This window comes from Streptomyces sp. NPDC050548, assembly GCF_044457385.1.
In the GTDB taxonomy this organism is placed as follows: Bacteria; Actinomycetota; Actinomycetes; order Streptomycetales; family Streptomycetaceae; genus Streptomyces.
In genome coordinates, this window is sequence record NZ_JBITGV010000013.1 from 138,703 (window position 1) to 163,347 (window position 24,645).

General features: G+C 71.2%; 27 protein-coding genes. 15 read left to right on the plus strand and 12 right to left on the minus strand.

The window, feature by feature from the left end:
• Positions 1-4: 4 nt before the first annotated feature.
• The 3 genes from ACIBJH_RS31680 to ACIBJH_RS31690 form a co-directional block, all read right to left on the minus strand.
• Positions 5-1,219: an acetyl-CoA C-acetyltransferase gene (locus ACIBJH_RS31680; protein ID WP_399120316.1), complete on the minus strand. Its 1,215-nt coding sequence runs from the start codon at positions 1,217-1,219 to the stop codon at positions 5-7.
• Positions 1,220-1,230: 11 nt separating this feature from the next.
• Complete coding sequence (locus tag ACIBJH_RS31685) at positions 1,231-2,412, minus strand: CaiB/BaiF CoA transferase family protein (RefSeq protein WP_399120317.1); 1,182 nt, start codon at positions 2,410-2,412, stop codon at positions 1,231-1,233.
• A 91-nt stretch (positions 2,413-2,503) separates the two neighbouring features.
• Positions 2,504-2,917, minus strand: coding sequence for an MmcQ/YjbR family DNA-binding protein (locus ACIBJH_RS31690; RefSeq protein WP_399120318.1), 414 nt, complete (start codon positions 2,915-2,917; stop codon positions 2,504-2,506).
• 91 nt (positions 2,918-3,008) lie between these two features.
• Between ACIBJH_RS31690 and ACIBJH_RS31695 the strand changes: the two genes are divergently transcribed.
• Together ACIBJH_RS31695 and ACIBJH_RS31700 are read left to right on the plus strand one after the other, a co-directional pair.
• On the plus strand, positions 3,009-4,187 hold the full coding sequence (locus ACIBJH_RS31695) for a saccharopine dehydrogenase family protein (protein WP_399120319.1): 1,179 nt from the start codon (positions 3,009-3,011) through the stop codon (positions 4,185-4,187).
• 146 nt (positions 4,188-4,333) lie between these two features.
• Positions 4,334-4,549: a hypothetical protein gene (locus ACIBJH_RS31700; RefSeq protein WP_399120320.1), complete on the plus strand. Its 216-nt coding sequence runs from the start codon at positions 4,334-4,336 to the stop codon at positions 4,547-4,549.
• 230 nt (positions 4,550-4,779) lie between these two features.
• Here ACIBJH_RS31700 and mmpA read toward each other — a convergent pair whose 3' ends face one another.
• From mmpA to ACIBJH_RS31715, 3 genes are all read right to left on the minus strand, one after another.
• Positions 4,780-4,917, minus strand: coding sequence for a morphogenic membrane protein MmpA (mmpA, locus tag ACIBJH_RS31705; protein WP_399120321.1), 138 nt, complete (start codon positions 4,915-4,917; stop codon positions 4,780-4,782).
• Positions 4,918-5,003: 86 nt separating this feature from the next.
• Positions 5,004-5,693: an endonuclease V gene (locus ACIBJH_RS31710; protein WP_399120322.1), complete on the minus strand. Its 690-nt coding sequence runs from the start codon at positions 5,691-5,693 to the stop codon at positions 5,004-5,006.
• A 79-nt stretch (positions 5,694-5,772) separates the two neighbouring features.
• Positions 5,773-6,867: a WD40/YVTN/BNR-like repeat-containing protein gene (locus ACIBJH_RS31715; RefSeq protein ID WP_399120323.1), complete on the minus strand. Its 1,095-nt coding sequence runs from the start codon at positions 6,865-6,867 to the stop codon at positions 5,773-5,775.
• A 241-nt stretch (positions 6,868-7,108) separates the two neighbouring features.
• Between ACIBJH_RS31715 and ACIBJH_RS31720 the strand changes: the two genes are divergently transcribed.
• Positions 7,109-7,525 carry an SsgA family sporulation/cell division regulator gene (locus tag ACIBJH_RS31720; RefSeq protein WP_399120324.1) on the plus strand — a complete coding sequence of 139 codons (417 nt, stop codon included), beginning with the start codon at positions 7,109-7,111 and terminating at the stop codon, positions 7,523-7,525.
• 1 nt (position 7,526) lies between these two features.
• Here the strand turns inward: ACIBJH_RS31720 and ACIBJH_RS31725 are convergent, their stop codons facing one another.
• Entirely contained in the window at positions 7,527-8,360 is an 834-nt protein-coding gene (locus tag ACIBJH_RS31725; RefSeq protein ID WP_399120325.1) for an isocitrate lyase/phosphoenolpyruvate mutase family protein, read from the minus strand.
• 339 nt (positions 8,361-8,699) lie between these two features.
• Here ACIBJH_RS31725 and ACIBJH_RS31730 point away from each other — a divergent pair, with 339 nt between their 5' ends.
• The 5 genes from ACIBJH_RS31730 to ACIBJH_RS31750 all read left to right on the plus strand — a co-directional run bounded on the left by ACIBJH_RS31730 (position 8,700) and on the right by ACIBJH_RS31750 (position 13,174).
• Positions 8,700-10,322, plus strand: coding sequence for an ABC-F family ATP-binding cassette domain-containing protein (locus ACIBJH_RS31730; RefSeq protein WP_399120326.1), 1,623 nt, complete (start codon positions 8,700-8,702; stop codon positions 10,320-10,322).
• A gap of 134 nt (positions 10,323-10,456) precedes the next feature.
• On the plus strand, positions 10,457-11,233 hold the full coding sequence (gene ddaH, locus ACIBJH_RS31735; protein ID WP_399120327.1) for a dimethylargininase: 777 nt from the start codon (positions 10,457-10,459) through the stop codon (positions 11,231-11,233).
• Positions 11,234-11,448: 215 nt separating this feature from the next.
• A complete protein-coding gene (locus ACIBJH_RS31740) occupies positions 11,449-12,423 on the plus strand; it encodes an acyl-ACP desaturase (protein WP_399120328.1) in 975 nt (324 codons plus the stop codon).
• Positions 12,424-12,481: 58 nt separating this feature from the next.
• Positions 12,482-12,667 carry a hypothetical protein gene (locus ACIBJH_RS31745; RefSeq protein WP_399120329.1) on the plus strand — a complete coding sequence of 62 codons (186 nt, stop codon included), beginning with the start codon at positions 12,482-12,484 and terminating at the stop codon, positions 12,665-12,667.
• Positions 12,668-12,706: 39 nt separating this feature from the next.
• Positions 12,707-13,174, plus strand: a complete 468-nt coding sequence (locus ACIBJH_RS31750; RefSeq protein ID WP_399120330.1) for a hypothetical protein — start codon at positions 12,707-12,709, stop codon at positions 13,172-13,174.
• 653 nt (positions 13,175-13,827) lie between these two features.
• Here the strand turns inward: ACIBJH_RS31750 and ACIBJH_RS31755 are convergent.
• Complete coding sequence (locus ACIBJH_RS31755) at positions 13,828-14,073, minus strand: WhiB family transcriptional regulator (protein ID WP_399120332.1); 246 nt, start codon at positions 14,071-14,073, stop codon at positions 13,828-13,830.
• Between the two features lie 287 nt (positions 14,074-14,360).
• Between ACIBJH_RS31755 and ACIBJH_RS31760 the strand changes: the two genes are divergently transcribed.
• Entirely contained in the window at positions 14,361-15,152 is a 792-nt protein-coding gene (locus tag ACIBJH_RS31760; RefSeq protein ID WP_399120333.1) for a VOC family protein, read from the plus strand.
• A 21-nt stretch (positions 15,153-15,173) separates the two neighbouring features.
• On the opposite strand, the gene ACIBJH_RS31765 is transcribed toward ACIBJH_RS31760, so the two are convergent.
• The 3 genes from ACIBJH_RS31765 to ligD all read right to left on the minus strand — a co-directional run bounded on the left by ACIBJH_RS31765 (position 15,174) and on the right by ligD (position 18,266).
• Positions 15,174-16,220 carry a LacI family DNA-binding transcriptional regulator gene (locus ACIBJH_RS31765; protein ID WP_200709581.1) on the minus strand — a complete coding sequence of 349 codons (1,047 nt, stop codon included), beginning with the start codon at positions 16,218-16,220 and terminating at the stop codon, positions 15,174-15,176.
• Between the two features lie 89 nt (positions 16,221-16,309).
• Entirely contained in the window at positions 16,310-17,239 is a 930-nt protein-coding gene (locus ACIBJH_RS31770) for an ornithine cyclodeaminase family protein (protein ID WP_399120334.1), read from the minus strand.
• Positions 17,240-17,243: 4 nt separating this feature from the next.
• Positions 17,244-18,266 (minus strand): non-homologous end-joining DNA ligase, encoded by a 1,023-nt coding sequence (gene ligD / locus ACIBJH_RS31775; RefSeq protein WP_399120335.1) that lies wholly within the window; start codon positions 18,264-18,266, stop codon positions 17,244-17,246.
• A 75-nt stretch (positions 18,267-18,341) separates the two neighbouring features.
• On the opposite strand from ligD, the gene ACIBJH_RS31780 reads away from it, so the two are divergent.
• Together ACIBJH_RS31780 and ACIBJH_RS31785 are read left to right on the plus strand one after the other, a co-directional pair.
• On the plus strand, positions 18,342-19,412 hold the full coding sequence (locus ACIBJH_RS31780) for an ATP-dependent DNA ligase (RefSeq protein ID WP_399120336.1): 1,071 nt from the start codon (positions 18,342-18,344) through the stop codon (positions 19,410-19,412).
• 125 nt (positions 19,413-19,537) lie between these two features.
• Entirely contained in the window at positions 19,538-20,542 is a 1,005-nt protein-coding gene (locus ACIBJH_RS31785; protein WP_399120338.1) for a DUF3048 domain-containing protein, read from the plus strand.
• Between the two features lie 17 nt (positions 20,543-20,559).
• On the opposite strand, the gene ACIBJH_RS31790 is transcribed toward ACIBJH_RS31785, so the two are convergent.
• Positions 20,560-21,024, minus strand: a complete 465-nt coding sequence (locus tag ACIBJH_RS31790; RefSeq protein ID WP_399120339.1) for a MarR family winged helix-turn-helix transcriptional regulator — start codon at positions 21,022-21,024, stop codon at positions 20,560-20,562.
• A gap of 234 nt (positions 21,025-21,258) precedes the next feature.
• On the opposite strand from ACIBJH_RS31790, the gene ACIBJH_RS31795 reads away from it, so the two are divergent.
• From ACIBJH_RS31795 to pcaH, 4 genes are read left to right on the plus strand one after another with little or no spacing between them, the layout of a single operon-like run.
• On the plus strand, positions 21,259-22,014 hold the full coding sequence (locus ACIBJH_RS31795) for a CoA transferase subunit A (protein ID WP_388104356.1): 756 nt from the start codon (positions 21,259-21,261) through the stop codon (positions 22,012-22,014).
• Positions 22,014-22,658: a CoA transferase subunit B gene (locus tag ACIBJH_RS31800; protein ID WP_399120340.1), complete on the plus strand. Its 645-nt coding sequence runs from the start codon at positions 22,014-22,016 to the stop codon at positions 22,656-22,658. Before ACIBJH_RS31795 ends, ACIBJH_RS31800 begins: the two co-directional genes overlap by 1 nt.
• Positions 22,655-23,857, plus strand: a complete 1,203-nt coding sequence (locus tag ACIBJH_RS31805; RefSeq protein ID WP_399120341.1) for a thiolase family protein — start codon at positions 22,655-22,657, stop codon at positions 23,855-23,857. The genes ACIBJH_RS31800 and ACIBJH_RS31805 overlap by 4 nt, the downstream gene beginning before the upstream one ends.
• 8 nt (positions 23,858-23,865) lie before the next feature.
• Positions 23,866-24,639, plus strand: a complete 774-nt coding sequence (pcaH, locus tag ACIBJH_RS31810; protein ID WP_399120342.1) for a protocatechuate 3,4-dioxygenase subunit beta — start codon at positions 23,866-23,868, stop codon at positions 24,637-24,639.
• Positions 24,640-24,645 lie beyond the last annotated feature (6 nt).

Sequence of the window (24,645 nt, forward strand, 5' to 3'; positions counted from 1 at the left end):
GAGTTCAGACGCGCTCGACGATGGTGGCGATGCCCATGCCGCCGCCGACGCACAGCGTGGCGAGGCCGTAGCGCTTGTCCTGGCGCTCCAGTTCGTCGATAAGCGTGCCGAGGATGATCGCGCCGGTGGCGCCGAGCGGGTGTCCGAGCGCGATGGCGCCGCCGTTGACGTTGACCTTGTCCAGGGACAGGCCCATGTCCCGCACGAAGCGCAGGACGACCGCCGCGAAGGCCTCGTTGATCTCGACGAGGTCGATGTCGTCGATGGTCAGCCCGGCCTTGGCGAGGGCCTTGCGGGTGGCCGGGGCGGGCCCGGTGAGCATGATGGTCGGCTCGGAGCCGGAGACGGCCGCGGAGACGATCCGCGCGCGCGGGGTGAGGCCGTAGCGCTCGCCGACCTCCTTGGAGCCGATGGCGACGAGGGAGGCGCCGTCGACGATGCCGGAGGAGTTGCCCGCGTGGTGGACGTGGTCGATCTTCTCCACCCAGTGGTACTTCTGCAGGGCCACGGCGTCGAAGCCGCCGAGTTCCCCGATGTCCGCGAAGGACGGCTTGAGCCGGGCGAGGGAGTCGGCGGTGGTGCCCGGGCGCAGGTGCTCGTCGTGGTCGAGGACGATCAGGCCGCTGCGGTCCTTCACCGGCACCACGGAGCGCTCGCAACGGCCCTCCTTCCAGGCGGTGGCCGCGCGCTCCTGCGAGAGGGCCGCGTACTCGTCCACATCGCGCCGCGAGAATCCCTCGATCGTGGCGATCAGGTCGGCGCCGATGCCCTGGGGCACGAAGTTGACGGCGAGGTTCGTCATCGGGTCGTTGAACCAGGCGCCGCCGTCCGAGGCCATCGGCACCCGGGACATCGACTCGACGCCACCGGCGAGGACGAGGTCCTCCCAGCCCGAACGCACCTTGGCGGCGGCCATGTTGACGGCCTCAAGACCCGAGGCACAGAAGCGGTTCTCCTGCACTCCGGCCACCGTGTCCGGGAGTCCGGCGGCCACGGCGGCGATCCGGGCGATGTCGGAGCCCTGGTCGCCGACCGGGCCGACGACACCGAGCACGATGTCGTCGATCGCGGCCGGGTCCAGGTCCGGGAAGCGGTCGCGGATCTCGTGGATGAGTCCGACGACCAGGTCGATGGGCTTCGTCCCGTGCAGGGATCCGTTCGCCTTGCCGCGCCCGCGCGGGGTGCGGATCGCGTCGTAGACATACGCTTCGGTGCTCACTGCCAAGCCTTTCACTGAGGGTTTTCGAGAACGCGTCGAGGTGTCCCCCGATCACCGTCCTCAACGACGTCGGCAAGCCGGGGGACGTCCCAGTCACGGGCCACGTCCGAGGTGTCGGCGCCCGGCAGGGCGGGCCCGCCGCGCACCGAGGTGGGAGTTGCGGAGAACCGGGGCGCGGGGGCGGGCTGGGTGATCCCGCCGTGGTCGGTGAAGGTCCCGCGCGCGGCGAGATGCGGGTGCTTCGGGGCCTCACGGAGCGACAGCACGGGCGCCACGCACGCGTCCGTGCCCTCGAAGACCGCACTCCACTCGTCTCTCGTACGACTGCGGAAGCGGGCCGCGACCGCCTCGCGCAGCTCGCCCCAACGGGTCCAGTCCCGGCGGGCGTCGGCGAAGTCGGCGAGGCCGAGCAGTCGCGTGAACTCGTCGTAGAACCGCGGCTCCAGGGCACCGACCGCCATGTGCCTGCCGTCGGCGGTCTCGTAGGTGCCGTAGTACGGGCAGCCGCCGTCGAGGAGGTTGGCGGCGCGCCGGTCCTGCCAGCCGCCGGCGGCGAGCATGCCGTGGATCATCGCGGAGAGGTGGGCGGTGCCGTCCACGATGGCGGCGTCGACGACCTGACCGGTGCCCGTCACGCGCGCGTGGTGCAGCGCGGCGAGGACACCGACGACGAGGTAGAGGGAGCCGCCCGCGTAGTCGCCGAGCAGGTTGGCGGGGGTGGGCGGGGGCTCCCCCGGGCTGCCGATCATGCCGAGGGTGCCGGTCAGCGCGATGTAGGCGATGTCGTGCCCGGCGCGGTCGGCCAGCGGGCCGTCCTGGCCCCAGCCGGTCATGCGGCCGTAGACGAGCCGGGGGTTGCGGGCGTGGCAGGCCTCGGGGCCGACGCCGAGGCGTTCGGTGACGCCGGGGCGGTTGCCTTCGATCAGGATGTCGGCGCGTTCGACCAGGTCGAGGACGCGCGCGGGGCCGTCGGGCGCCTTCAGGTCGACGAGGACCGAGCGCTTGTTGCGGTTGGTGATGTCGTGCTCGGGGGCGACGCCGAGTCCGGGGCCGCCGGGCCGGTCGACGCGGACGACGTCGGCGCCGAGGTCGGCGAGGAGCATGGCCGCGAAGGGGCCGGGGCCGATCCCGGCCAGCTCGACCACGCGCACGCCGGAGAGCGGGCCGTGCCCGGGCGTCGTTGCCGCTGTCATCCAGCCCCCAGCTGTGACACAACCGATGTAACACCGATGATGCTAAGAACGTGTTCCACTCGACACAAGACCTTGACGAGCAAGCGCTTAGTCAAAGTACCTCCGTGGACTGCCGCCAGCCACGGCCGTCCGCGTCCAGCTCGGCGATCAGGCGCTTCGGGGCGATCGCGCGGTAGCTCTCCTCCACCCAGTCGCACAGCAGCTCGGCGGCCGGGGCATCCTGCTCGGCGAGCGGTATGCGCACCCAGCCGGCCTTGCCGAGGCCGTAGCCGGCGGGCTCGGCGCCGGGTGCGGTGAGCGCGTGGGTGTGGGCGGTCTCGTCCGTGAGCTTGACCGTGAGCGCGAGCGGATAGCCACCGTCGTCGACACCCAGGAAGACGAACACCTTCTTGTTGACCTTCGCGACGCTCTCGCCCCACGGGAACTCCTCGGCGGCACCCGGCAGCCCGAGGGCGAACTCACGTACTTTCGCCCACTTCTTCAGGGCGTTCCTGGGCACGGCCACCTGATACCTCCGGGCTCGTCGTCGGGCTCCGCACTCTTCACGCTAGCCTCAGCCACCGACAGCGGCGCGGGCTGCGGAACCCAGGAGTGTCATGAGCAGGCTGAACAGGACGGACCGTCCCTACGACATCGTGCTCTTCGGAGCCACGGGCTTCGTCGGCGCGCTCACCGCGGAGTACCTCGCCACGCACGCGCCGGAGGGGCTGCGCTGGGCGATCGCCGGCCGGGATGAGCTGAAACTGAAGCGCCTGCGCGAACGGCTGCCCGGCGGCACGACGGTGGGCGTCCTGCGCGCCGACGTGTCCGACCCGGCCTCCGTGCGCGAACTCGCCGAGCACGCGCGCGTGGTGGCCACCACGGTCGGCCCCTACGTCACCTACGGCGAGGATCTCGTCGCCGCCTGCGCGGACACCGGCGCCGACTATCTGGACCTCAGCGGCGAGCCGGAGTTCGTCGACCTGACCTACGTCCGGCACGACGCACGCGCGCGTGAGACCGGCGCCCGCCTGGTGCACGCGGCCGGCTTCGACTCGATCCCGCACGACCTTGGGGCGTACTTCACCGTCCAGCAACTCCCGGAGGGGGTGCCCCTGACGGTGGACGGTTTCGTGACCGCCGACGCGATGTTCTCCGGCGGTACGTTCGCCACGGCACTGACCCAACTCGGGCGCGGACGGCAGGTGCTGGCCGCCGCGCGGGACCGGCGACGCCACGAACCGCGGCTGGTGGGACGCCGGGCCACCGCACCCGCCGGGGCACCGCGGTTCGCCGGGGAGGTCGGCTCCTGGGCGGTGCCCCTGCCCACCATCGACCCGCAGATCGTTCAACGATCCGCCAAGGCCCTGGACCGCTACGGCCCCGACTTCCGCTACCGCCACTACGCGGCCGTACGGCAGCTTCCCGTGGCGCTCGGCGGTCTCACGGCGGTCGGCGCCCTGGCCACCGCCGCTCAACTCCCGCCCGCCCGGCGCTGGTTGTCCGACCGCCTCAAGCCCGGCGACGGACCGAGCCCGGAGAAGCGCGCGAAGAGCTGGTTCTCCGTGAAGTTCGTGGGCGAGGGCGGCGGCCGACGCGTCTTCACCGAGGTCGCGGGCGGAGACCCCGGCTACGACGAGACGGCGAAGATGTTCGCGGAAGCGGCCCTCTCCCTGGCCCTCGACGAACTCCCGCCCACCGCGGGCCAGGTGACGACGGCGACCGCGATGGGCGACGCCCTCATCGAGCGGCTGCGTGCCGCGGGCATCGTGTTCCGGGTGGCGGCGACCCGGTGAGGATGCCGGCTCCCCGTGCCACGATGGACACCATGGAGACGCCGAACACCGACTGGATCACCGTCGCCGCCTACGAGAACCTGCCCGGCTGCCCCTCTCCGTGGGCGGCCACGCGCGCTTGACTGCGGGAGCGCGGCATCGACTGGATGCCCTTCGCCCAGGGCGAGTTGAGGTGGGGGCTCGCCTGTGGCATCGGGTCGGACGGCCACTGGCACGGCTGGTTCGACGTCCGGGTGCGCGCCGACGCGCTACGACGCCTCGGACTGCATCCGGACCAGCCCACCGCCGAGCCCGTCGGCCCGTCCCCACCACGTTGGTGGCACGCCGACGCGGAACGCCTGGCCACTAACTGGCCCTGCTGATCGGGGAGTTCGAAGTACCCCTCGGGATGGTCTATAGTTGATCACGAGCCGGTCGCCGGAACACCCGGAAACTGGTTGCGCGTTGGTCGTCCAAGGAAAGACGCCCCGCTTCCTGCGGGGAGATGCAGGTGCAAGGCCTGCCCGGCGCTCAAGTCTGAGCCCCACACCGGTTGTTGCGGTGTGGGGCTCGTCGGTTTCCCGCCTCGTCCCACACCGTACGCGCGCCCGGCTCACGGCCACAGCGTGTAGATCATCCCGCCGATCCAGGCGAAGCCCGCCGCCACGGACAGGGCGAGCGCGACCGTCACGGCACGCTCGATCGGCTGGCTCGGGTGGGCAACGGGCTTCGGAGAACGGTGCGTTGTCATGCGGCACAGCCTGCCGATCACCCGGGCCCGGCCACATCCGTACAAGTACTCAGAACAGGTACTCAGAACCAACTCGCCCCGCATACTCAGGCGGTGGCCTCCCGCAGTGTCCGCCGGCACAGCGCGTCCGCCCTGCGGGTCGTCTCCGGGAGGCGGTACTCCGGGGTCAACGCGAGGGTGTGGGCACAGGCGTTGTCCAGGGTGACCCGGTGGCCGACGGAGACGAAGACCGGCTTCACGCCCTCGCGGGTGCGCAGCGCGCGGCCGACCTCCTCGGCGTCCGCACGGAGCGGGGAGGCGGAGCCGCGCGGGGCGCCCGGGTCGTCGTAGGTGAAGGCGAAGGGGTTCTTCGCGACGCCGATCGTGGGCAGGCCGGTGAGGACGCCGAGGTGGCTGGCGAGGCCGAAGCGGCGTGGGTGGGCCAGGCCGTAGCCGTCGCACACGACCAGGCCCGGCGGGCACGGCAGGGCGTCCAACGCGGCCAGGACCGTGGGGATTTCACGGAAGGCGAGCAGGCCCGGCACGTACGGGAACGAGACCGTGCCGACGGCGGTGGCCTCGGCGACGACGGTGAGGCCCGCCGCGTCCAGCACGACCGCCGCTGCCACCACCACGTCGCGCTCGTCGTCGTAGGCGACGTCGACTCCCGTGACGTGCCCGGTCCTTGGCGGTGGCCCCGGTTCGTCGGTCACCACCCGCTGCCGCAACTCGTCCTGGACTGCGCGGGCCTGCTCCTCGGTCGCGGGCCAGCCCGCGGGAATGCGTACGGTCGTCATGGTGGTGCCGAGCGTACGGGGATCTTCGGCGGCGGGTGCCATCAAAAAACCGCCGCACTCGCCGCACCGTCCCTGGCCGTCAGTCCTCCAGCCGCGCCACGCGCCCCTTCTCGCCCGCCGCCCAGCAGCCCAGGTCGGCCGCGCAGTCCACGGTGTCGTACGAGCCGGTGTCGACGGTCCGCCAGGTGCGGCCGGAGTCGGTCGTGACGTCCGTGCCGGTGGGGCCGACCGCGAGGGCGGTGGAGCGGCTGTGGGGCAGCCAGGTCGCGCCGGAGCGGTAGGCGGGCGGCGGGGTGGTGGCGGGAGCCCAGGTGCGGCCGCCGTCGCCGGTGACGGCCGCCGCGAGCGGTGACGGCTGGTCGGCGGTGTAGTCGCCGCCGACCGCGAGTCCGTGCGTACGGTCGCGGAAGGCGAGGGCGAAGACCCCGCGCGCGGGATCGCCGGCCGGGATCGGTGTGTCGGTCGCCGTCCAGGTGAGGCCGCGGTCGGCGGAGTGCAGGACACGCGCGCGTGCACCCCCGCCGGTGGCCAGCCAGACGTCCCGGGGCCCGGAGCTGACCAGGCACTGGCCGCTGGCCGCGAAGCCCGCCTCGCCGTCGAGCGCGGCCGGCATCCCGGTGTTGGGCAGCACCTTCCAGGAGCGGCCGCCGTCGCCGGTCGACAGGATGCGGAACTTTCCGTCCACCGGGTCGCTCATGGTGAGGCCGTGGCGGCTGTCGAAGAAGGTCATGCAGTCGTAGAAGGCGTTCGCGTCGGTGTTGCGGAAGGACTCCGTCCAGGTCGTCCCGCCGTCGTCGGTCCGGTAGACGCGGGAGGCCTCGCCCTCGCCGATCGCCAGCACCACCGCGCGGTGCGCGTCGAACGCCTCGATGTCCCGGAACTGGAGGTCGGCCGCGCCGGGCGGTGAGACGTTCCGCCAGCTCGCCCCGCCGTCGGTGGTGCGCAGCACGGTGCCCGCGGTGCCGGCCACCCACGCGGTGTTCCTGCTGACCGCCGACAGTCCCCGGAAGCGCACACCGGAGGCCCCGCTGTCCTTGAGCTCCCAGTGCGGAGCCCGGTGCGCCGTGTCCCGTGCCTGCGCCGGTACGGCGGTCAGTACGGCCAGCGCCGCCGCGCACATCACCCCGGCCGCCGCTCTCCGGTACGTACGTCCCACCCGTCGCGTGTTCCCCATGCGCCTCATGGCGGGCGAAGCTAGCCCACTCCCAGGAGGCCGTCCAGACGGCCCCGCCCACCTTGGGCGCATATGGGCGACGGTGACAGAGGTCACTGGAAATTCGTGTGCACGGATTGGCTCGTTCCGGCGTCTCTTCCATTGCGGACCCATCCACTCGGAGGACCGTTCCAGAGTCTTTTCAGGAGTCTGTCCGGCCGTCATCGCAGTCCGCACCGCCGTCACACAAGGGAGCAAGGCGTTGTCCATCGCAATCGAGCAGCAAGTAGAGGCCCGCCTCGTCGCCGCCGCACCGCGGATGCCGAGCATTCCCGCCACCCTGCACTACGACCGGCGCGACCCCTTCGCCGTCCGGATGACCTTCCCGGCACCGGCCACCCTGGAGGGCGTCGAGGTCTGCTGGACCTTCGCCCGCGAACTCCTCTCGGCCGGTCTGCACGGCGTCGAGGGTCACGGCGACGTCCGCGTGCGGCCCTACGGCTTCGACCGCACCGTCCTGGAGTTCCACGCCCCCGAGGGCACCGCGGTCGTGCATGTCCGCTCGACCGAGATCCGCCGCTTCCTGCGGGCAACCGGCGAGCTGGTGCCCGCCGGTCTCGAACACCTCCAGCTCGACCTGGACCACGACCTCGCCGAGCTGATGCGGGACGCCTGCTGAGTTAACTCCCCTGCTCCAACAGCGAGTTCAGCTCGCCGTAGCCCAGGCCTCCCACGACCGCGTCGTAGGTACCCGTGTCCAGCAGCTCCCGCGCGGCACGGCGGACCACGGCGTACGCGGCCAGGGCGACGCTGGAGCCCGCGCTCACCCGGGCGACGCCCAGGGCGGCCAGTTCGGCGACCGGCGGTGCGCCGGGGCCGACCAGCACATTGAGCGGACCGTCGATCCCGTCGGCGAGTTCCTGGACCGTTCCCGGTTCGACGGCCCCGGGGACGAAGATCCCGTCCGCGCCCGCGACCCGGAAGGCGGCGGCCCTCTCCAGGGTCGCGTCCACTCCCCCGGCGCCCCGCAGAAACGTGTCGATGCGCGCGTTGACGAACAGCGGCACCCCCTCCGCGTCGGCGGCCTCGCGGGCGGCGGCGATGCGCTCGGCCTGCTCCGCGACCGGGCGAAGGACGCCCTCACCCCCGTAGAGCGCGTCCTCGATGTTCACCCCGACCGCGCCCGCCGCGAGCACCGCGCGGACCGTGTCGGCGACGCCCGCCGGGTCCTTCGCGAAGCCGCTCTCGATGTCGGCGCTCACCGGCACGGCCACGGTCGAGGTGATGCGGGCGACCGCTGCCATGGACCGGTCCAGGTCCAGCCGGTCGCCGTCCGCGACGCCCAGGGCCCAGGCGAGGCCCGCGCTGGTGGTCGCCACGGCGGCGGCGCCCGCCTCCTCCACGATGCGGGCGCTCGCGGCGTCCCAGGCGTTCGGCAGGACGAGCGGACGCCCCGGCACATGCAGCGCGCGGAAGGCCAGCGCCCGGTCACGGAGAATGTTCTGGTTCGTCATACGGCCCACTCAAGCAGCCGCGGGCGCCCGTCGGCTGGCAGGAATCCGACATCGACGTGTCGGCCGGGAGGCGCCCTTTAAATTGCGTTGACAGGCGCCGGCGGCCCTCCGTAGCGTTTCTCCCGGTCCTGTTGCCGTCGATTGGAGAAGGACGTTGCTCGTCTGAGGTTCTGAGACACCGCGTCACACACCCCTGAGGTGTGTCCGTCGTGTTCGACCTCGGCGTCCGAGCCGTCCTCCGGAACAGGGCCTTCTCTCTGCCCTCCGGGACCAGCCTCCCGCCCCGCGGTGTCTCGCAACGCGTCTGCCCTGACCGCATCGAGCACCCGCGAGGCCCACATGAGTTCTTCCGTCACCTGCACGTCCCTCTCCTTCGCCTGGTCCGACGGCACCCCCGTCCTCGAAGACCTAGACGTCGCCTTCGGCCCCGGCAGGACCGGTCTCGTCGGCGTCAACGGATCAGGGAAATCAACCCTGTTGAAGCTGATCGCGGGCGAACTCGCCCCGGCCGACGGCCTGGTGCGGGTCGCCGGCGAGGTCGGATACCTCCCGCAGAACGTCACCCTCGACACCTCCCTGCACGTCGACGAGACCCTCGGCATCGCCGCACGCCGGGCCGCCCTGCACGCCATCGAGTCCGGTGACGCGTCCGAGGAGCACTTCGAGACGCTCGGCGACGACTGGGACGTAGAAGAACGGGCGCTCGCCACACTCGGCGAACTCGGCCTGGGACAGATCGACTTGGACCGCACCATCGGCGAGGTGTCCGGCGGCGAGTCGGTCCTGCTGCGGCTGGCCGCGCTGTTGCTCGGCCGGCCCGACGTCCTGCTCCTCGACGAACCGACCAACAACCTCGACCTGTACGCGCGCCGACGGCTGTACGCGGCCGTCGCGTCCTGGCCGGGCGTGATGATCGTGGTCAGCCACGACCGCGAACTCCTGGACCTCGTCGACCAGATCGCCGATCTGCGCTCTGGTGGGATCACCTGGTACGGCGGCAACTTCTCGGCCTACGAGGAGGCCCTCGCCGTCGAACAGGACGCCGCCGAAAGGATGGTGCGCGTCGCCGAGTCCGACTTCCGCAAACAGAAGCGCGAACTGGTCGACGCCCAGGTCAAGTTGGCCCACCGCAGGCGGTACGGGCAGAAGATGTACGACCAGAAGCGCGAGCCGAAGATCATCATGCAGGCGCGCAGGCGGTCGGCGCAGGAGTCCGCGGGCAAGCACCGGATCATGCACGAGGAGCGGCTCACCGAGGCGAAGGAACGGCTCGACGAGGCGGTGGAAGCGGTACGGGACGACGACGAGATCCGCGTCGACCTCCCGTACACGGCCGTACCGCCGGGTCGTACGGTCCTGACCGTCCTGGACCTCGAACTCGCCTACGGCGCGCGGGTGGCCGGCGGGCTCGATCTGCGCGGGCCGGAGCGGATCGCGCTGATCGGGCGCAACGGCGCGGGCAAGACGACGCTGCTGCGCACGATCGCCGGGGAGCTGGCGCCGGTGTCGGGCGAGGCGACTGCGCATGTTCCGCTGCGGTTCCTGCCGCAGCGGCTCGACGTCCTCGACGACGAGCTGACGGTGGCCGAGAACGTGGCCCGGTTCGCGCCCGCCGCCACCAACAACCGGGTCCGGGCCCGGCTCGCCCGCTTCCTCTTCCGGGGTGCCCGCGCCGACCAGAAGACGGCGACGCTGTCCGGCGGCGAACGCTTCCGGGCCGCGCTGGCCGCACTGATGCTGGCGGAGCCCGCCCCGCAGCTGTTGATGCTGGACGAGCCGACGAACAACCTCGACATGGCGAGCGTGCGCCAGCTCACGACGGCGCTGGAGTCCTACGAGGGCGCGCTGATCGTGGCCAGTCACGACCTGCCGTTCCTGGAGTCCATCGGCGTCACCCGCTGGCTGCTGCTGGACGGGGAGCTGAAGACGATCACTCCGGAGGAGGTGGAGAACCTGGTGTAGGACAGCGCGGCGCATCTCAGGAGGGCCACAGCCTCACGGCAGGGGTTTTGTCGGCACGGACGGGTGACGCATGATGGCCAACCGGTGCCCCTACGCGGGCACCGAAACGATCCCGCCGATACGGAGTCCCGCTCGTGCCCAGCCACAAGGCCCTCGTCCGCCGCCCCAGCCCGCGCCTGGCCGAAGGGCTGGTCACGCACATCGAGCGGGAGAAGGTCGACGTCGAGCAAGCCGTCGAACAGTGGGAGGCGTACGTCCAGGCGCTGCGCACGCACGGCTGGGAGACGATCGAGGTCGAGCCCGCCGACGACTTCCCCGACTCCGTGTTCGTCGAGGACACGGTCGTCATGTACAAGAACGTGGCGCTGATCACCCGGCCCGGCGCCGAGACCCGGCGCGAGGAGACCGGCGGGGTCGAGGAGGCGGTGGCCCGGCTCGGCTGCTCGGTGAACTGGGTCTGGGAACCGGGCACCCTGGAGGGCGGCGACGTCCTCAAGATCGACGACACGATCTACGTCGGCCGGGGCGGGCGTACGAACGCGGCGGGTGTGCAGCAGCTGCGGGCCGTGTTCGAACCGCTCGGGGCGCGCGTGGTCGCCGTACCCGTGAGCAAGGTGCTGCATCTGAAGTCGGCGGTCACCGCGCTGCCCGACGGCACCGTGCTCGGGCACATCCCCAAGGTGGACCGACCCTCGCTGTTCCCGCGCTTCCTGTCGGTGCCCGAGGAGGCCGGCGCCCATGTGGTGCAGCTCGGCGGCGACAAGCTGCTGATGGCGGCGAGCGCGCCCAAGACGGCCGATCTGCTCGCCGACCTCGGTCTGGAGCCGGTCGTGGTGGACATCAGCGAGTTCGAGAAACTCGAAGGCTGTGTGACGTGCCTCTCGGTGAGGCTCCGGGATCTGTACGCCTGACCGGGTGACCGGACCACCTGTTCGGCGTCGGGACCTGCGGTCCTGGCACCGTTCGGGATCCCCCGGCGACGCGGCCTGAACAGCGATCTTTACAGTGACCTTAACCTACGGTCTCGTAACCTACGGTTTCGTAGCCTACGATTCCGTAAGTTGCACAGACCCCGGCACCGCTCGCCGGTTTGTTCAGATTTGCACCACGTCCCCCTGGAGTCCCCGTGACGATCACTTCCCCGCACCTCGGCAGCCCCGCAGTCTGGACCGACGCCAAGCTGCTGTACGCGTTGGAAGAAGTCGTCGAGACGGAGCTCAACCGGCACCTCAAGGTCACCAAGGACTGGATGCCGCACGAGTACGTGCCCTGGAGCGACGCCCGCAACTTCCCCGGCTTCTTCGAGGACGGCGAGGCCTGGGACAAGGAGCAGTCCAAGGTCACCGAGATCGGCCGCATCGCCCTCGTGGTGAACCTCCTCACCGAGGACAACCTCCCCAGCTACCACCACGAGATCGCCTCCCTGTTCGGCCGCGACGGCGCCTGGGGCACCTGGGTGCACCGCTGGACGGCGGAGGAAGGCCGGCACGGCATCGTCATGCGGGACTACCTGCTCGCCTCCCGCGCGGTCGACCCGGACAAGCTCGAAGCGTTCCGCATGCAGCACATGAGCGAGGGCTTCGAGTCGGACAACCGGCACTCGATGCTGCACTCCGTGGCGTACGTCGCCTTCCAGGAGCTGGCCACGCGCGTCTCGCACCGCAACACCGGCCACCAGTCGGGCGACCCGGTCTGCGACCGCATGCTGGCCCGCATCGCGACCGACGAGAACCTCCACATGGTCTTCTACCGCAACCTCCTGAAGGCCGCGTTCGAACTCGCCCCCGACCTCACCATGCAGGCCGTGCGCGACGTCCTCGTCAACTTCCGGATGCCCGGTCACGGCATGCCCGGCTTCGAGCGGTTCGCCGCCCAGATGGCCATCGGCGAGGTCTACAACCTGCGCATCCACCACGACGACGTGATCCAGCCCGTGCTGCGCTTCCTGAAGGTCATGGACATCGACGGTCTCGGCCCCGAGGGCCAGCGCGCCCAGGAGGAGATCGGCCTCTACATGGGCGGCCTCGACTCCGAGGCGTCCAAGTTCGACGAGAAGCTGGCCATCCGCAAGGCCCGCATGGCGGCCCGCGCGAGCGCCTGACCCGACCGGCGATCGAGCGCGGAACAACACCCTCTTGTGGTCCTGGACGAGGAAACCGGTGCCGGTCTCCGTGCTGCTGTGGGTACTTGAGGAGGACGACCCGGACCTGAACCCCCGGGTCTGGCTCTGGCTCTGGCGACACATCTCGGCCGACAGCGCGATGCGCAGGGCCATCGTGCGGGGTGTGTCCTTCGGGGCCGCCCGCACGGGCCCGCTGCCCCTCCCCGCGAATCTGGGCCCGTAGGACGAACCCCCGGCCCCCGAGAACTACACCCGCTTCGGCATGCTCGGCGCCCTGCGCGAGGGCACCTCCGTGCGCGCCGCGCGGACGGCCGCCTCGATGGTCCTGGAACGCTCCGACCAGCAGGCGGTCACGGAGGCGGACCACGACCGCCCCCTGCCCGGATACGCGCGCTGGGGACTGTCCGTACGACCGGACTGCCCACCCGCGCTCCGCGCGCAGTTCGGCACGCACCGCAGGTTCACCCACCGCGTCGAACAGGCGGGCGCGCTGGACGGCCCGGCCGACTACGCGACCTCCTGGGGCCCCGCGTCGCACGTACTGGACGTGCTGTCCACGGGTCGTCCGGTGTTCCCCGCGCGCGTGGGCGAGGCCCAGGACGCGCTACGGCCGCTGGTGCGCGACCACTTGGCCGACCGCGAGGACGCCTGGGCGGTGCTGGCGCAGCTGATCGACACGTTCCACGGGAACGCGGTCGAGCTGGTGGTGACGGCGGGCGCGATCGCCTGAGTCGGGCCGTGAGGGGGGGGCGGGGCGGCTGGATGCGAACCAGCGTGCCCCAGGCCCGCAGCCGGTCGGCGATCCGATAGGCGCCCCCGGCAGTGATCCCGTTGCAGCCCAGGTAGAGCGTCTCGACCTCACCGTTGCCGCCCGCCACGACCTCGGCACCCTCGTCACCGAGCCCGTCCGTACCGAGCAGCAAGTGCCGTACGGGCGAAGGGCCTTGGGCCAGCGCCTCGGCCTCCTCGGCGCCCAGACCCTGTTTGCACAGATCCAGCCGCCCGTCCGGCAGCGCCGTCCCGACGGCGAAGTCCAGCCGCCCCCGGCCGGTTGCCCCGCCCGCAACCAGTCCAGCAGCGGCCCGAGTTCGGCGGCCGGACGTACTCCACACCGACGAAGCCGACCTCCCCCGTGTCCCCGACACCGGGTCCCCGACTCGCCGCGCACGATCGGGTCGTAGACGCGGGCCGCGCCGTCCACGATGTCCAGCGTGTGCGGAAACCGACCCCCGCCATACGGCTCTTCTTGGGGGCGGGGTTCTCGTCGGTGATCCCGCCCTCGCCAGTCATCGAATCCCGCCCCAGCCGGATTCGAACCGATGTGATTCGTCAGAGCACGGCACTCCCGCGCGCGGGCCGCATCGATAAACGCCCCGGTCCCGGTCAGCGCGAGGCGCGTCGGAGCTCCAGGCGCTCCTTCTCCGAGAGGCCGCCCCACACTCCGAAGCGCTCGTCGTTGTCGAGGGCGTACTCCAGGCAGACGGAGCGGATCGGGCACATGCCGCAGATGCGTTTGGCTTCTCGTACGGAGCTGCCGGGCTCGGGGAAGAAGAAGTCCGCCCCGGTCTGCGCGCACAACGCCTCCTGCTGCCAGTCCAGGTCGGGCGAGGTGATCGTGTCGATGTGCATGAGCAGGAGCGTGCCGTACGGTGAAAAACGTTCGATCAACGCGGGATCAACGCCGCGCTCCGGGGCCTCCGCCCACCCCGATGGTGGCGCCGCGCCCGCACCGGCGCACGGCGGCGCGCGGAACCCGGTGAAAACACGGAGAACTTCGGCGGTCACCGAGGGTAAGGACAGCCGTGTCCCCAAGTCGAACCGGCACTCCGGCAGCGATTGTCAGTGGGCGGTGCAAGACTCGGCAGTGCAGAGAACGGACCCCCTCACCACGGGACCCTTCAATGAGGAGGGCAAAGATGCTCACCACCCGTTTCGTCAACGGCGCTCCCAACTGGCTGGATGTCGGCTCGCCCGACATCGACAGCGCCATCTCCTTCTACGGCGGTCTCTTCGGCTGGGAGTTCCAGTCCGCGGGACCCGAGGCCGGCGGCTACGGCTTCTTCCAACTGGACGGCAGGACGGTCGCCGGCGGTATGCCACTGCCCCCGGAGCACGACTCGTCCGCCTGGACGGTGTACTTCCAGAGCCCGGACGCGGAAGCCACGGCCAAGGCGGTGGAGCAGGCGCACGGCGCGGTCCTGTTCCAGCCGATGGACGTGATGGGCGAGGGGCACATGGCGATCCTCAGGGACCCGGCGGGTGCCGCGTTCGGCGTCTGGCAGCCGGGCCGGACCAAGGGGGTCGACGTGGCGGGCGAGCCCGGTTCGCTGACCTGGGTGGAGCTGTACACGCCGGACGTCGCGGCGGCTGCGGCGTTCTACCACGCCTCGTTCGGTCTGGAGACCTCGGCCGCCCCCATGCCGGGCGGTGACTACACCTGTCTCAACCCGGCGGGTGCCGGTGAGGACGCGATGTTCGGCGGTGTCGTCCCGCTCGACTTCGACGCCACCGGGGCGGCCTCGGGAGCGTACTGGCTGGCCTACTTCGAGGTCGCCGACGTGGACGCCACCGTGGCCAAGGCGCTGGAGACCGGCGGCAAGGTCACCGTGCCCGCCGCCACCATGGAGGGCGTCGGCCGCATGGCCCAGCTCACCGACCCGCACGGCGCCCGCTTCGCGATCATCAAGAGCGAGCCGCCGCAGAGCTGACGGAGCGCCCCCGGGGCAGGCCTACGCGGAGGCGCGGTGGACCAGTGTGGTCGGCAGGATCACGCTGGACGGCGCGCCTCCGACGCCCTCGCTGGTGACCCGGCGGTCGAGGCCGCGCAGCAGCAGGCGGGCCATCAACCGGCCCATCTCCTCTATGTCCTGACGGACCGTCGTGAGCGGCGGCTCGGTCTGCTCGGCGACCGGAAGCATGTCGTCGAAGCCGATGACGGCCACGTCCTCGGGCACCCGCAGCCCCTCCTCGCGCAGCACCTTCATGGCGCCGTAGGCGGTGAGGTCGTTGGCGGCGAACACGGCGTCCACGTCGGGGCAGCGGTCGAGGAGTTCCCGCATGGCGCGCTCACCGCCGCCCGGGGTGAAGTCGCTCTCCACGATCAGCCGGGGGTCGACGTCGACCATGACGTCCCGGAATCCGTCGAGCCGGTCGACCGCGGACGTCTGGTCGAGGGCGCCGGTGATGTGCGCGATCCGGGTGCGGCCGAGCCCGACGAGATGGCGTACGGCCTCGCGGGCACCGCCCCGGTTGTCGCAGTCGACGTAGACGGTGGGTCCGGTCGCGCGGGTTCCCTCGCTCCAGGAGGGCCGGCCGCCGAACACCGTGGGGACACCGGCCCGTTGGATCAGTCCGGGCAGTGGGTCGTCGAGGTGGAGGGAGAAGACGAGCGCGCCGTCCACATGTCCGCCGGCGAGATAGCGGCCGACGCGGGCGTGGTCGGCGCGTCCTTCCGTGAGGAGCAGCACGAGTTGGGAGTCGTGGGCGGTCAACTCCTTGCTGATGCCCCTCAGTTGCATGGCGAAGAAGGGGTCGGCGAAGACCCTGGTCTCCGGTTCGGCGATCACCACGGCGATGGCGTCGTGCCGCCTGGTCACCAGGGAGCGGGCGGCCTGGTTGGGGACGTAGCCGAGTTCGTCCACGGCCTGCCGGACCCGCTCGACGAGCGATTCCCGCACCCCGTCCCCGCCGTTGACCACCCGGGACACGGTGGCCCGCGACACCCCCGCCCGCGCGGCCACGGCCTCCAGCGTGGGGCGCGGTGCTGTCTCGGTCACTTCTGGACCCCTCCTCGATGCTGCGGATCAGGATAGCCGCGGACGAAGCGGACGGTGAGAGCGCTCCCAACTCGACAAGATCCCATGGTTCACCCCAGGAGATTCACCTGCCGCCCGACCCCGTCCTCTTCCGCCCGCCGGTACGCCAGCCAGGCGAGCGCCAGGTCCTGCCAGGGCAGGCCGACGGGGGCGTACACCGAGCGGGCGGTGGAGTCGGTGCGGCCCGGGTGGTCGCCGCGCAGTACGTCGCCGAGTGTCGTGCCGATGTCGTCCGGCGCCAACGTGCCCACGGAAGCGACCAGTTGGCGGTCGTCGACGACGACGAGCGCCGCGTCGAGCAGGTCCGCGGCGAGTTCCCGCTTGCCGGGCTCGTCGGCGCCGAGGCTGGTGAAGTGCTGGCCCGCACGGGTGTCCGCGAGGGACAGCAGCGGGGTGCGGGACCAGGTCGCGAGGAGCACGGTGTCGGCGGCCGAGGCGATCTCCGTCGCCGAGCCCAGCACCCGGCCGCCGTGCCGTACGGCGAACTCGGCCGCCCGCTCGAAGTCCGTGTCGTGGACGAGGAGTTGACCGTACGGCCGCAGGACGCCCAGCCCCCGCACCATCAACTCGGCCTGCGCGCCGGCACCGATCACGCCCACCGCCGCGTCCTCCGCCGGACCCGCCAGCACATGGGTGCCCAGCGCCGCCGCAAGTCCCGTGCGCCACGCGGTCACCGTCGCCGAGTCCAGCAGGGCGAGCAACTCGCCGTCCACACCGCTGTACAGGCAGATGACACCCCGCAACGCGGGCCGCGCACCAGGGAACTTGGCGTTGACCTTCACGGTGTAGGCCTCGATCCCGGGCAGCAGTCCCGGGATCAGGGCGGTGGCCGTACCGGGGAACGGCAGGTCGGTACGCACCCGTTGGCCGGGAATCGCCGGCTCGGCTCCCACGGCGCGGAAGCCGTCGCGCAGCGCCGCGAGACAGGCCGAGGGTTCCAGGAGGTCACCGAGGTCGCTTCGGGTCAGGAGGCGGGTCATCCGCTCAGGATCCCTCAGGCTCTTTCTTCGCCCGGCTCGGCTGCACCCGCTTGGGCTCCCCCGGCATCTTCGGGTACTCCGGCGGATACGGCAGATCGCCCAGCCCGTGGTCGTGTTCGTCGCGGCGGGCCAGTTCGAGGAGGGCGTCGAGGGAGTAGCGGTGGTCGTCCATGTCGGCGTGCACGTCGCCGAGTTCGGCGAAACGGGCCGGCATGGTCGCCAGGTCGAAGTCACGGGGGTGCGCGGTGCCGACCTCGTCCCAGCGCAGCGGCGCCGAGACGGGGGCGTGCGGGCGGGGTCGTACGGAATAGGCGGAGGCGATGGTGCGGTCGCGCGCGGTCTGGTTGTAGTCGACGAAGATGCGCTCGCCGCGCTCCTCCTTCCACCACTTGATCGTCACCTGCTCGGGCATCCGGCGTTCCAGTTCGCGGCCGACGGCGATGGCGGCGCGGCGGACCTGGGTGAAGGTCCAGTTGGGCTCGATGGGGACGAAGACGTGCAGGCCTCGTCCACCGGAGGTCTTGGGGAAGCCCCTCAGCCCCCCGAACTCGTCGAGTACTGCGCGGAGTTCATGGGCGGCGCGGACCGCGTCGTCGTAGTCGGTGCCGGGCTGCGGGTCGAGGTCGATGCGGAGTTCGTCGGGGCTGTCGACGTCGTCGCGGCGGACCGGCCAGGGGTGGAAGGTGAGCGTGCCGTACTGGGCGGCCCACAGGACGGCGGCTTCCTCGGTGGGGCACATCTCGTCGGCGCTGCGTCCGCTCGGGAAGGTGATGTGGGCGCGCGGAATCCAGTCGGGCATGTTCTTGGGCGCCCGTTTCTGGAAGAAGTTCTCGCCCTCGACCCCGTCGGGGTAGCGCTCCAGGGTGGTGGGGCGGTCGCGCAGGGCGCGCAGGATGCCGGGGCCGACGGCGATGTAGTAGCGGGCGAGATCCAGCTTGGTGAAGCCGCGCTCCGGGAAGAAGATCTTGTCGGGACTGGACAACCGTACGGTCCGGCCGCCCGCCTCCAGTTCCACCGCTTCGCCCATGCGAGCCACGGTAGGCCCGCCGTCCGGACATCGCATACCGGGCGACAAGCGACGTACGAGCGCAGAATCGGAACCATGGATCTGCCGGTGATGCCGCCCGTGAAGCCGATGCTCGCCAAGTCGGTGGCGAGGATTCCGCCCGGCATGCACTACGAGGCGAAGTGGGACGGCTTCCGGGCGATCGTGTTCCGCGACGGCGCCGAGGTCGAGCTGGGCAGCCGTACCGGAAAGCCGTTGACCAGGTACTTTCCCGAGCTGGTCGAGGCGTTGAAGGAGCGGGTGCCACAGCGCTGCGTGCTGGACGGCGAGATCGTGATCGCACGGGAGGGGCGGCTCGACTTCGACGCGCTGACCGAGCGCATCCACCCGGCCGAGTCACGGGTACGGACGCTGGCCGAGCGGACCCCGGCGTCCTTCGTCGCCTTCGACCTGCTGGCCCTGGCCGACGAGTCGCTCGTGGACGTACCGCTCGCCGACCGCAGGGCGCTCCTCGCCCGGGCGCTGTCGGCCGCGACCCCGCCCGTGCACCTGGCGCCCGCGACCACCGACATCGAGGTGGCGCGGCGGTGGTTCGAGCAGTACGAGGGGGCCGGGCTCGACGGTGTCGTGGCGAAGCCGCTGGATCTGCGCTACCGCCAGGACGAGCGGGCCATGTTCAAGATCAAGCACGAGCGGACGGCGGACGTGGTGGTCGCCGGGTACCGCCTGCACAAGAGCGGACCCGTGGTGGGCTCGCTCCTGCTCGGCCTCTACGACGATCACGGCACCCTGCAGCACGTCGGCGTGTCGGCCGCCTTCACGATGAAGCGGCGCGCCGAGCTGATCGAGGAGCTGGAGCCGCTGCGCATGGACGACCCCGCGGGGCATCCGTGGGCGGCCTGGGCGGAGGAGGCCGCACATGAGAGCGCGCGGCTGCCGGGGGCGCCGAGCCGCTGGTCCGGCAAGAAGGACCTGTCCTGGGTGCCGCTGCGGCCGGAGTGGGTGGCCGAGGTGGCGTACGACCACATGGAGAACGGCGCGCGCTTCCGGCACACGGCGCGTTTCCGCCGCTGGCGCCCGGACCGGACCCCCGAGAGCTGCACCTACGCACAGCTGGAGGAACCGGTCCGCTACGACCTCGCGGAGATCCTCGGGCCTCCGGACTGACTTCTTCCGGATCTTCCGGTGGGCTGATCGGCCCATTCGACGCGCACAAACACAACCGAGCGGGTATGGCCAGCAATGAACTTATAAGAGCACAATCGAAACACGGACTGGTGGCAACGGTGGGCATGAAACAAAAGGCGCCCCGGCGTCGCGGCGCGAGACGAGCGGCGCTGCTGGCCGCCACGATGACGGCCTCCCTGGCGGTGGGCTGCACGGCACATCACGGCGGCACCACCGACGACGGACGCGGACGGAGCCAGTCCCCCACACAGAGCCCGACCCAGAGCCCGAGCGCGGGCGGCACGGTCGCCCCCGCCGCCGGTCCGGTGCTCGCGGTGAAGATCGACAATGTGCCGGCGGCCCGCCCGCAGACGGGCCTGGACTCGGCGGACATCGTCTACGCCGAGCAGGTCGAGGGCGGACTGAGCCGGCTGATGGCGGTGTTCGCCACCAAGCTGCCCAAGTCCGTCGGGCCGGTGCGCAGCGCCCGCGTGTCCGATCTGGAGCTGCTGCGCCAGTTCGACGACCCGACGCTCGCCTTCTCCGGGGCCCAGCACAAGCTGCTGCCGCTGATCGACAAGGCACCGCTGCGGTCCGCGTCGCCCGACGAGGTGGCGGGCGCCTACTACCGGGGTGTCGACAAGTCGGCTCCGCACAACCTCTATCTGCGCCCGAACAAGCTGCTCTCGTCCGCCCCGGGCGCGGCGGCCCTGACGACCGGTTTCCACTACGGCGCCGCCCCCGCGGGCGGCAAGGCCACCGCCTCCCGCACGGTGCGCTATCCGGCGGCCCGCTTCACCTTCACCTGGTCCGGGTCGCAGCACCGCTGGCTGGTCACCGAGGACGGCACACCCACCGTGACGACCGCCGGGAAGCGGCTGGCCCCGGCGACGGTCGTCGTCCAGTACGTGAAGATCCAGAAGTCCGCCTATCACGACGTCCTCGGCAACAACACGCCGTACACCGTGACCGTCGGCTCCGGGAAGGCGGACGTGCTGCGGGACGGCCGTACCTTCAGCGTCGACTGGAAGCGGCCGACGGCGACGGACGGGACGGAGTTCACCACCTCCGACGGCACGCCCGTGAACTTCGCGAAGGGCCAGGTCTGGGTGGTGTTCGCGAAGGCCTGACAGCGACGGCCCGAGGGTCAGCGGTGGGCGGCGAGGGGCTCCGTGGGGTTGCGGAGCTCCTCGGCCGCGTCCGAGACGCGTTGGATGAGGTCGAGGAAGACGCCCTGCTCCTCGGCGGAGAGGGGGGCCAGGAAGACCTGGTTCATCCGGGCCGTGCGGACGGCGAGCTTGCGATGGACGCGCCGGCCGTCGTCGGTCGGGCAGAGCACGAAACGGCGGCCATCGCGCGCGTCACGTACCTTGTCGAGGAGACCCCGGCCGCTCAGCCGGCTGATCACCTCGGCGACGGTGGACCGGTCCAGGCCCACCCGCTCGCCCACGGTGCGCTGGTCGAGCCCCGGTTCGGCGACGAGTGCGTTGAGCACCGCGAACTGCGGGGAGGTGATCTCCTCGGAGACCATCGCGTTCCACAGCAGGTAGTGCGCCTGCTGGAGCCGCCGGGCGAGATGCCCGGGGTGGAGGGTGAGGTCCACCGCGCCCATGTGCCCTCCCGAAGTCGAATTCGTCCGTGCACTGAACGATACCCGGGGACCCTGGGGCCGAGTCCAGGCCTGTGCAGGGAGCCGACCTGGGGCTTCTCCCAGGTCTTGACGGGGCGGCCCCGCAGTGGCAGCGTGAAGGAAACTTCACCGAAATGCTCAGTGCCCTGACGAACTGCGGCGATCTGCACCGCATGGACTGCTGACCGGGCGCTCGGACGGGACGGAGCTTCACGGATGGACAAGGTGGTCGCCACAGCCCTGGAGGCAGTGGCCGATGTGCCGGACGGAGCGACGCTGGCCGTCGGCGGCTTCGGGCTGAGCGGTGTACCGAACGTGCTGATCCAGGCGCTGTACGAACGCGGGGTCGGCTCCCTGGGCGTGGTCTCCAACAACTGCGGGGCGCTGGAGTCCGGCCTCGCCGTACTGCTGGCCGCCGGCCGGATCGCCCGGGTGACCGGCTCGTACATCGGCGCCAACAAGGAGTTCGCCCGCCAGTACCTGGCCGGGGAACTGGAGGTCGAGCTGATCCCCCAGGGCACCCTCGCGGAGCGGCTGCGCGCGGGCGGGGCGGGCATCCCCGCCTTCTACACCCCTGCGGGGGTCGGCACCCAGGTCGCCGAGGGCGGACTGCCCTGGCGCTACGACGGCTCCGGCGGGGTCTCGCTGGCCTCCCCGCCGAAGGAGGTGCGGGACTTCGACGGCACCGAGTACGTACTGGAGCGGGGCATCCGCACCGACTTCGCCCTGGTGCGGGCCGCGAAGGGCGACCGGCACGGGAACCTGGTCTTCAACAAGTCGACCCGGAACTTCAACCCCCTCGCCGCCATGGCGGGCCGGGTGACGATCGCCGAGGTCGAGGAGCTGGTGGAGCCCGGCGCGATCGACCCGGACGCGGTGCATCTGCCGGGGATCTTCGTGCAACGGGTGGTGGCCCTCACCCCCGAACAGGCCGCCGACAAGCGGATCGAGCAGCGGACGGTGAGCAGCTGATGGCCTGGACACGCGAAGAGATGGCGGCCCGCGCGGCACGCGAACTCGATGACGGGCAGTACGTCAATCTCGGCATCGGACTGCCGACCCTGATCCCCAACTACCTCCCGCCGGGCGTCGAGGTGATCCTCGAATCCGAGAACGGCATCCTGGGCACCGGCCCGTATCCGACCGAGGACCAGGTCGACCCGGATCTGATCAACGCCGGCAAGGAGACCGTGACGGTCCTGCCGGGCGCCTCCTTCTTCGACTCGTCGCTCTCCTTCGGGATGATCCGGGGCGGTCACATCGACGTCGCCGTACTGGGCGCGATGCAGGTCTCGGCCGGGGGCGACCTCGCGAACTGGGCGATCCCCGGCAAGCTGATCACCGGGATCGGCGGGGCGATGGACCTCGTCCACGGCGCCCGCACGGTCATCGTCGTGATGACCCATGTGGCCAAGGACGGTTCCCCGAAGATCCTCAAGGAGTGCGCGCTGCCGCTCACCGGGAAGGCGTGCGTGAACCGGGTCATCACCGATCTCGGCGTGATCGACGTGACACCCGAGGGGCTGGTGCTCACCGAGACCGCGCCCGGCGTGACCGTCGAGGAGATCGTCGCCAGGACCGACGCCGAACTGACCATCACGGAGGGCCTGTTGTGAACACCGTCTACATCGTCGACGCCGTCCGCACCCCGTTCGGCAAGTACAGCGGAGGCCTCGCCTCGGTCCGCCCCGACGACCTGGCGGCCCACGCCGTCCGTGAACTCCTCGCCCGCACCCCGGACTTGGACCGGTCCCGCGTCGAGGACGTGTACTTCGGCAACGCCAATGGCGCCGGTGAGGAGAACCGCAACGTGGCCCGCATGGCCGGCCTCCTCGCGGGTCTGCCCACCTCCGTGCCGGGCGTGACCGTCAACCGGCTGTGCGCTTCTGGGCTGGAAGCAGTCATTCAGGCAGCGCGCGCCATCGCCGTAGGGGACGCCTCCATCGCCGTGGCGGGCGGGGTGGAGTCGATGACCCGGGCGCCGTACGTCCTGCCCAAGTCGGACCGCCCCTTCCCGGCCGGGCACACCGAGCTGTACTCGACCACGCTCGGCTGGCGCATGGTCAATCCGGCCATGAACCCGCAGTGGACCATCCCGCTCGGCGAGAGCGCCGAGTTGATCGCCGACAAGCACAAGATCAGCCGCGAGCAGCAGGACGAGTTCGCGCTCGCCAGCCACAAGAAGGCGGCCGACGCGCAGGCCGCAGGCCTCTTCGACGGCGAGATCGCGCCCGTCCCGGTCCCGCAGCGCAAGGGCGACCCGGTCGCCTTCGCCGCCGACGAATGCGTACGGCCGGACGCCTCCCTGGCCGCGATGGCCAGGCTCAAGCCGTCGTTCCGCACGGAGAACGGGACGGTCACCGCCGGCAACGCCTCGCCGCTCAACGACGGTGCCGCCGCCCTGCTGCTGACCGACGAGGAAGGCCTCAAGGCCACCGGCCGTCAGCCCCTCGCCCGGGTATCGGCGACCGGTGTGCACGCGCTCGACCCGGACTACTTCGGACTCGCCCCCGTCGAGGCCGTGAACCGCGCACTAGCCAAGGCGGGCAAGGGATTTGACGACCTGTCAGTCCTCGAACTCAACGAGGCCTTCGCCGCCCAGGTACTCGGATGTGTCGCGGAATGGCCCGAGTTCGACCCCGCGATCCTCAACCCCCAGGGCGGTGCCATCGCGTTGGGCCACCCCCTCGGCGCCTCCGGTGCCCGCCTCGCCGGCACCGTCGCCCACCAACTCGCCCGCAAGGGCTCGGGAGTCGGTGTCGCCACCCTCTGCATCGGCGTGGGCCAGGGCCTCGCCCTCGTCCTCGAACGGTAGGAACCCCCATGGCTCTCACCCAGCACGACATCGACCTCGAAATAGCGACCGAGCACGCGACGTACGAGAAGCGGATCGCGGACGGCGCCCCGGTCGAACACCACCCGCGCCGCGACTACGCCCCCTACCGCTCCTCGCTGCTCCGCCACCCGAAACAGCCACCGGTCACCATCGACGTGTCGAAGGACCCGGAGCTGGTGGAGCTGGCCTCCCCCGCCTTCGGCGAGCGGGACATCACCGAGATCGACAACGACCTGACCCGGCAGCACAACGGCGAGCCGATCGGGGAACGGATCACCGTCTCCGGGCGGCTGTTGGACCGGTCCGGACGGCCGATCCGCGGCCAGTTGGTGGAGATCTGGCAGGCCAACTCGGCCGGCCGCTACGCGCACCAGCGCGAGCAGCACGACGCCCCGCTGGACCCCAACTTCACCGGTGCGGGGCGGACGTTGACCGACGACGAGGGCAGCTACCGCTTCACCACGATCCAGCCGGGCCCCTACCCCTGGCGCAACCACGTCAACGCCTGGCGTCCGGCGCACATCCACTTCTCGATGTTCGGCACGGCGTTCACCCAACGGCTCGTGACGCAGATGTACTTCCCCAGCGACCCACTCTTCCCCTACGACCCGATCATCCAGTCGGTGACGGACGACACGGCCCGGCAGCGCCTCGTCGCGACCTACGACCACAGCCTCTCCGTGCCCGAGTTCTCGATGGGCTACCACTGGGACATCGTGCTCGACGGCCCGCGCGCCACCTGGATCGAAGAAGGACGCTGACCCGCC

What these genes read in the sequence shown, in the direction of transcription:
- ACIBJH_RS31685 (WP_399120317.1), bottom strand. Translation starts at nt 2,412, where the DNA reads ATGACAGCGGCAACGACGCCCGGGCACGGCCCGCTCTCCGGCGTGCGC.
- ACIBJH_RS31695 (WP_399120319.1), top strand. Translation starts at nt 3,009, where the DNA reads ATGAGCAGGCTGAACAGGACGGACCGTCCCTACGACATCGTGCTCTTC.
- ACIBJH_RS31700 (WP_399120320.1), top strand. Translation starts at nt 4,334, where the DNA reads ATGCCCTTCGCCCAGGGCGAGTTGAGGTGGGGGCTCGCCTGTGGCATC.
- mmpA (WP_399120321.1), bottom strand. Translation starts at nt 4,917, where the DNA reads ATGACAACGCACCGTTCTCCGAAGCCCGTTGCCCACCCGAGCCAGCCG.
- ACIBJH_RS31710 (WP_399120322.1), bottom strand. Translation starts at nt 5,693, where the DNA reads ATGACGACCGTACGCATTCCCGCGGGCTGGCCCGCGACCGAGGAGCAG.
- ACIBJH_RS31715 (WP_399120323.1), bottom strand. Translation starts at nt 6,867, where the DNA reads ATGGGGAACACGCGACGGGTGGGACGTACGTACCGGAGAGCGGCGGCC.
- ACIBJH_RS31725 (WP_399120325.1), bottom strand. Translation starts at nt 8,360, where the DNA reads ATGACGAACCAGAACATTCTCCGTGACCGGGCGCTGGCCTTCCGCGCG.
- ACIBJH_RS31730 (WP_399120326.1), top strand. Translation starts at nt 8,700, where the DNA reads ATGAGTTCTTCCGTCACCTGCACGTCCCTCTCCTTCGCCTGGTCCGAC.
- ACIBJH_RS31750 (WP_399120330.1), top strand. Translation starts at nt 12,707, where the DNA reads ATGCTCGGCGCCCTGCGCGAGGGCACCTCCGTGCGCGCCGCGCGGACG.
- ACIBJH_RS31755 (WP_399120332.1), bottom strand. Translation starts at nt 14,073, where the DNA reads ATGCACATCGACACGATCACCTCGCCCGACCTGGACTGGCAGCAGGAG.
- ACIBJH_RS31760 (WP_399120333.1), top strand. Translation starts at nt 14,361, where the DNA reads ATGCTCACCACCCGTTTCGTCAACGGCGCTCCCAACTGGCTGGATGTC.
- ACIBJH_RS31770 (WP_399120334.1), bottom strand. Translation starts at nt 17,239, where the DNA reads ATGACCCGCCTCCTGACCCGAAGCGACCTCGGTGACCTCCTGGAACCC.
- ligD (WP_399120335.1), bottom strand. Translation starts at nt 18,266, where the DNA reads ATGGGCGAAGCGGTGGAACTGGAGGCGGGCGGCCGGACCGTACGGTTG.
- ACIBJH_RS31780 (WP_399120336.1), top strand. Translation starts at nt 18,342, where the DNA reads ATGGATCTGCCGGTGATGCCGCCCGTGAAGCCGATGCTCGCCAAGTCG.
- ACIBJH_RS31785 (WP_399120338.1), top strand. Translation starts at nt 19,538, where the DNA reads ATGAAACAAAAGGCGCCCCGGCGTCGCGGCGCGAGACGAGCGGCGCTG.
- ACIBJH_RS31790 (WP_399120339.1), bottom strand. Translation starts at nt 21,024, where the DNA reads ATGGGCGCGGTGGACCTCACCCTCCACCCCGGGCATCTCGCCCGGCGG.
- ACIBJH_RS31795 (WP_388104356.1), top strand. Translation starts at nt 21,259, where the DNA reads ATGGACAAGGTGGTCGCCACAGCCCTGGAGGCAGTGGCCGATGTGCCG.
- ACIBJH_RS31800 (WP_399120340.1), top strand. Translation starts at nt 22,014, where the DNA reads ATGGCCTGGACACGCGAAGAGATGGCGGCCCGCGCGGCACGCGAACTC.
- pcaH (WP_399120342.1), top strand. Translation starts at nt 23,866, where the DNA reads ATGGCTCTCACCCAGCACGACATCGACCTCGAAATAGCGACCGAGCAC.